Annotated in this window: 5 protein-coding genes and 1 pseudogene; all 6 read right to left on the bottom strand. The window is 40.1% G+C overall.

Annotated elements, in window-relative coordinates:
* Positions 1–274 precede the first annotated feature (274 nt).
* Complete coding sequence (locus KTQ90_RS12505; protein WP_217318708.1) at positions 275–1,345, bottom strand: DUF6371 domain-containing protein; 1,071 nt, start codon at positions 1,343–1,345, stop codon at positions 275–277.
* Between the two features lie 85 nt (positions 1,346–1,430).
* On the bottom strand, positions 1,431–2,825 hold the full coding sequence (locus tag KTQ90_RS12500; RefSeq protein WP_217318707.1) for a YfjI family protein: 1,395 nt from the start codon (positions 2,823–2,825) through the stop codon (positions 1,431–1,433).
* A gap of 11 nt (positions 2,826–2,836) precedes the next feature.
* A pseudogene (locus KTQ90_RS12495) lies at positions 2,837–3,142 on the bottom strand (helix-turn-helix domain-containing protein); the annotation flags it as partial.
* On the bottom strand, positions 3,087–3,812 hold the full coding sequence (locus KTQ90_RS12490; RefSeq protein WP_217318705.1) for a hypothetical protein: 726 nt from the start codon (positions 3,810–3,812) through the stop codon (positions 3,087–3,089). The gene KTQ90_RS12490 and the pseudogene KTQ90_RS12495, both read right to left, overlap by 56 nt.
* Positions 3,813–3,975: 163 nt before the next feature.
* Positions 3,976–5,082 (bottom strand): site-specific integrase, encoded by a 1,107-nt coding sequence (locus KTQ90_RS12485; RefSeq protein WP_217318704.1) that lies wholly within the window; start codon positions 5,080–5,082, stop codon positions 3,976–3,978.
* A 124-nt stretch (positions 5,083–5,206) separates the two neighbouring features.
* Positions 5,207–6,139: a helix-turn-helix domain-containing protein gene (locus tag KTQ90_RS12480; RefSeq protein WP_217318703.1), complete on the bottom strand. Its 933-nt coding sequence runs from the start codon at positions 6,137–6,139 to the stop codon at positions 5,207–5,209.
* Positions 6,140–6,420 lie beyond the last annotated feature (281 nt).

The raw sequence follows: 6,420 nt of genomic DNA, 5'->3' as shown, positions 1-6,420 counted from the left end.
ATATAGTAGAAAGAAAAATTGGCTTTTTCTACTCATTCCATGTAAAACGTTTTATCATATGACATGCATATATATACGACAGTAAATCAATGAATCTATACGACAGTAAGTCATCATATATGCAATTCTCAGCTTACCAATAGGTTGATTCAGATACTCGACTTTGGAGAGGTATCTACCGATAGGCAAGTGCTTTCGAGAGTAACTCGAAAGGTTTTGAGTAACTCAAAACATAACTTGCTATCGTCAGATACCTCGATTTTTTAAAATCATCTCAGAGTCTGAAACCACGTTGCCTTTTAGGAGTGCGGAAACGTGGTTGAGGCTCGTCAACAATTTCGAGTTTGAAGACATCTATCAACTTCCGAATGGCAGGATTCTGTTTGAAGAGGGCTTGAAGTTTTGCTTCTGCAGGCTTGATTTTGAGCAAATAATCAGCAATGTCCAAGCCTTTCGCTTTATCTTCTTCGCAGGCTTGATGCTCTAAAAAGTCGAAAAGTGTTGCACGGATGCCGAGAACTTGCATCATTGGCAGCTTATCTTGCCAAACTGTTGTCGCTCCCAAATCAGGGAATAAGACCACATCTCTGTTTTTCAGAACAGATAACGACTTCGTGTTAAAGCAACCATTCTTACCACCACTTGCTATCCATAAGAATTGAGGAAGATAGTAGGAGGCTATCAAGGCTGTCTTCTCACTTTCAACCAATGCTATAGGCTTGGTCTTGTCTTTATTGATAAGATGTTCGCCAAAGAAGCATTGACAGAGATTGAAATCCTTGTGGGGGATAAGCGAGTGTACCCATGAAATATGGTTGTATGGTTCTTTTACTCGCTTACCTGTCTCGGGATAATAGAGCATTACCTTACCAGTTCTCACCTTACCTTGATTGTCAACTTGCCAAAATACCGTGGCACCAGTCCAGTGTTTGGAAGTTCCGACATGATATTTCTCCATCAAAGAAAGAGTAGCTGTTTCACCGAATTGAGAAGATAGAAACAAGAAAAGGTTGTTCGCCTCATAACATTTCTGAGAACTTCGCATGATGTTCTCGTCTATATAAGAAGTGGGTAATGGCTTCAGCATTTCTCTCTTCTTATATGAAATAGTCTCATCCTTTGTGAATGTCTCATTCTTCTCAGGATTCTTCTCAAAAAAATCCTTGGGAGTGAAGTGATAACCACAACTTTGCTCATGGTTGCAGCGACCCACGTAAGGAGGAAACTCAATCTTCCCTTCTGTGTCAATATATCGGGCGAAGCTACGTTTCTTATGACATTCTGGACATGTATGTCGGGTAGCGATGCCTTTGTATGGCTCTAATATGAATCTATGTGTACTCATTTCATTTCTTTTTTATGTGGCGGTTCTGTCGGTTTTGTCGCTTTGGGTATTAAAACCGCCAAAAGCGACAATTCCGACAATACCGTCACGAGTTAATCTTTGAATATTCTCCATGCTTCTCTTTGCGAAATAGAACTCCGATGTTATCATTCAGAAATCTTTCCAATGTCCTTGACTTCATGTCGTTCTCTTTGGCGACATCATGAGCTTGCGCCGTGGTGAATGTTGCAGGAAGATGGTTGACGATTGCTTGTTGTTGAGCGGTGAGCATATTCTCGTTGAGGATATTTTGTACTGATATGGCAGAGTTCTTGAAATACTCTGTCAATCGGATGGCTCGCTCTACACTCAGCAGATCGATGGCTTCCTTATCACATTCTCCACACGTCCATCGTGCCAATTGAATAATCAGACAGAAACGGATGATGTATATCTCCAATTTGCAATAGATGCTGACAATGGTATCATTTGTTTCATTGTCGCATTGCTCGGAGAAGTGATGCTGCCATTCATAGAGCCTTGCCTTAGCTTCTTCAGTGAATGATAAGACATGAGGCTCGATTTCCTGTTGCTCATTTATTGGACACTCCATATCAATTAGGTGTTGAATGATGTTTTGCCAATCTCGCTCTATATTATCGGGCAACTCTCGGTCACTCCATCTCGCTTTCTGCTGAAGGTTAGGCATGACGAACAAAATGCGATCGATGAAGCCGTTGCTGGAGCGTTCGCCTTTCGCCAACTCACTAAGTATCTTCTTTTGGATGGTTCCGATTACTGAGATATAGGGGCGTTTAATGAAAATGGAACTCTTGGAACTTCTTCTGTCTGATATGGTTGTCTTGGCGCTAAAGACAGATAGCCAGAACTGTTCCTCTGAACCATTGTTATAGCGGTTGAAGTTCTTGAACCATGCAGACAACTCGTCTGTCCATAGGCACAAACCCCTCTTGTTCTGCGCATGAATATAGCTCAAGCCTTCTGGTGTGACATCAGAGACCAAGAAACGTTTGCGTACAGGTTCTTGCGGAAATCCATCCTCTCCATTTTCAATGCGTTCCTTGCGAGACATGCACATCTTTTCCTCAAACTTACTGTATTGCTCCTCGAACAACTTGTTTTGCTCATAGTCGTAATCGAGGAATGGCTTCATAGCGAAGCTAAGTGGGTGGCTCTTGTTGGCTCCTGGTCTTCCGATAAGAGCCATGTATAAGATAGGACTTTCAAGCCAACCTTGTTTCATCTGTGCCAAGTGCGTGTTGCCGATACCAACAGCCAATGCAGTGAGTATGGCTGCTGATATATAGTCGGTAGGAAAACTGTGGCATTCGTGTACCTCCTTGATGATTCTCTGAATCTTGGCAGGAAAGATGCTTACGGGAAATTGGCTACCTGATAGGCGAGTACTCATATCAATAGCCTTATCCATGATAATCATTGGATTGATGGAAGTTTCCTTATTGTTATTTAAAGCTGTCATTTGGCATAGAGTTAAAAGTTATACATTGACTTGGGTTTGCGCTTCATTCCTCCTTGCATGGCTTTTAGCATTTCAGAATGGTTCTGCTCCTTGGTAGCTTTTCGACCATTCTCAATCCATGCAAGCAGCTCATCCTTATAGAAGTATAGCTTCTTACCTTTTTTATAGGATGGCAGAATGCCTTGGTTAACCAATCGATAAATGGTTGGCTTCGACTTCATTATAATAATAGCAGCCTCATCAATCTCAACTAATATATGGTTATTTGCTGATGATGTAGGTTGAAGTGCTGATACCATTTGCTTCAACTCGAATAATAAAAAATGAACAGATATGATAAATGAAAGTATCAATGCCTTTCTTCTTGAAGAGATTTCCTATATTCCAAGCATAATGCATTAAGTCTATAGTACGAATAGCCTTGTCAACAATCAATGAATGATGTCTCATGTGTGTAGAGGCACAACACTGGAAAATAGCGATGTTGTCACAAAGTTGGTTCAAATGCTCCTCTTTCATGTAGGCAGCAAAAGTTCTTCTGGTATAATCGATAGCTGAGTTTAACAAGACCTTTTCCTTCTTGGCTTTGTCTTCCAATGCTTCCTGTCTCAACTGTTCATAGCTTGTAATACAAGAAGAGGCTTCATCTGCATAGACAAAAGTTACATCTTCCAGGTTTAGCTCTTCCCCCTCGTCATATGTATTTGTTTCATTGATGGCAATAGAAGACAGACGCTTTCTTTCTGTATTGTTTACTGTATTACAAAAGATATGCTTAAACCATGGGGCAAGTAATCGTACGATACTATCTAATGCATGGAGATAAACAACCATCAGTATGGTGGTTGAGATAACGAACGTCAAGTTGCAGCTAAAGGTGTCTACACCATATTGCATAGCTTCGTTGCGAACAAGTGCACCAATGATAGACATTGCACACAAAACCAATAAATGCTGTGTCAAAAATTCTTTTTTAAACTGTTTCATATTGCGTATTATTAATCATTTGTGGCGCAAAAATAGGAAAAACTGCAGAAACTGACACGTGAGTCACGCGTGACTCACGTAAAACTTTTAGGAGCCTTTAACTAAAAAGCCCGATATTGAACATTTTTTCAATATCGGGCACCATGAAATGAATGCAATGGTTTTATTTAAGAGAAATCTTATTTGCTGTCTCTCTTTTCTTTGCGTTCACGAGGTCGGCATATATCTGTGTTGTGCTTACATTCTTATGGGTAAGCATCTTCGAAACCGTGTAAATGTCTGTGCCTAAGGCGATTTGGATTGTTGCATACGAGTGCCGGAAGCAATGGAATGAAAATGGCTTGGTGATTCCTGCCTTCTTCAACCATGCTTTAAGGGGATGGTTAATCATGCTGCGCTTCAATCCCTTGAACACGATACCCGTGCTAGGTTTACCACATAGTTCGTATGCCTCGTTGCTGATAGGCAAGGTTGCTTCGGTCTGAGTCTTCTGGGTACGAATACGCAAGCAATAGCCTTGGTCGGGAGCTATCTCGAAGTCTTCCCAACGCAATTTTAAGATGTCGCTGATTCGCAAACCTGTGAGGCAAGCAAAGAGGGAGGCAGACTTCAGTACAGGTATATCGCAAGGAGTAGCTGCCAACTGCTTTACTTCATCGAGGGTAAGAAACTCCTTCTTTACATCTTGTGGCTCAATCTTGTCCAGATAGTCATTGATGTTCTCACGCAGCCACTTGTCACGATAGGCGATTTTTAAGAGACCACGGAAAGTAGAGTAGTAACCTGCTGCAGAGTTGAGAGATACCTTTTGTTTTGTTCGATTCAGTTGATTTGCATTCAGAAGATACTCTCTGAACTTTTTGCAAAGTTCCACTGTCACATCCCCAAATGTACAATGACCTTGAACAAATTTGAAGAAATGCTTGTAGACACATGTCCACTTGTCATCTTTCTTATGTGTCATCTTCTCAAAGTATGCCAAAAAATCAGCTTTCTGTCGTGTTTTGTCCAAAAAACCAAATTCTTCATTGATGAGTGATTGGGTTCTGATACAACGGATGGCCTCTGCTTTGTTGAGCATATCTGTGTTAAACTCACGTTCCATCTCATTCTTTGGATGAGCATAGATATAGATACCTAAATATTCCCTGCGACTCATTTGCATAGTCTCAGGGTTGCGTACTGGTGGATAGAAATCCAAATAAAGAGAAATACGGTCGTTTTTAATCGCTCTTTGGCGAAGAGAAACTCTTGTACATGTATTTACCATGATGTTTACTTTTTATAATGTGATACTTATGTTTCATATATGATCCCGTATTAAGAGATCTTTGAAATCGATTGCAAAATAATAGAGTTATGTAATGGGGTACAACTTAACCTTTTGATAACCGCTAAATAACCTTAGGCTTGCCGATAGCTTTCTCTAAATCTCGCTTGGAAATCTTGATATACTTGCCAATCTTCACCTTTTCAATAGCGTATTTCTTGATACGCTTATAAATCTGGTCCTGACTTAAACCATACAACTTCATGGCCTCCGGTATTGTATAATAAAGTTGGTCTTCTACGGATTCACCTTTTGCCAATTGTACATGACGCTTGGAATACAGAACATTGTTACCTTCCATTTTTCTTGGAATAGCATTGTGACTAACGAAACTATATACGGCTGTTTTCGTCATACAATATTTCTGTTGAATGTCCATAACAGTCATCCATTCACTGATGGTTGGATCTGGAGACAGGTGTGCAAAATAATCATCCACCTCTTTCTTGTTCCAATATACTCTTCCTTGTATGGATATTCTTGAAATCTTGACTTTCTTGACTATCTCATAGATGGCGGTCTCGTAAGTGTTGTGGACTTCTGCAATTTCCTTGGCAGAGTAATATTCTGGAACAGGTAGCTCTCGGTTTGCATGAACTGCTTCTTTTGAAGCACTTTTATTTGTGGTGTATGGCAAACTATCAACAAGATAATCTATATCTCGCTTTCTGATTAAAGATAAACGAGAAGTAATCTTGGATGCTCGCAACTTACCACTATACACCATATTATATATGGTCTGTCTGCTTAGTCCCAAAAGTATAGCGACCTCTTGAATAGTGAGGTATTCTTTCACGAGGATTTCAGACATGGATTTCTCGGAAGCTTTTCGGTGGCTCATTGTCTCAGCCATCTTTACTTTCTCCTCACGTCTTGCTGCCTTATAGGCATAACTGTTGCATTGCTTGGAGCAATAACGAGTTGTGGATTTTGATGCATAGAAGCTCTTCCCACAATACTCGCAAATTTTTAGAATTCTTTCTTTGCTTGCTGTCATTTGTACGCTTTTTATACTTTTTTACTTAATTTATTGTAGAAAAAGTCGTCTGTCATTACTCCGTTTATTTTCAATAGTCTTATATCATCGTCCATCATTGTCCAAAACTCTCGGCAATCTTGCACTCATTTGCCAAAAATGGAGTCTCAAATTATTACTCTTGAAAAGTGGAGGTACAAGAGCGGTACAAAAAGGTGCTAAAAAAGCCTTACCATTGATTATAACCAATTATTGCTGTCCGCTAAAACTCCAAAGAGCATAAAAAACCTGCCCGAAGTCCT

Origin of the sequence: Leyella stercorea, assembly GCF_019052365.1 — a bacterium.
Classification (GTDB): domain Bacteria; phylum Bacteroidota; class Bacteroidia; order Bacteroidales; family Bacteroidaceae; genus Prevotella.
The sequence above is the reverse complement of the archived record's forward strand: the minus strand, read 5'-3'. Positions and strand labels throughout refer to the sequence as shown.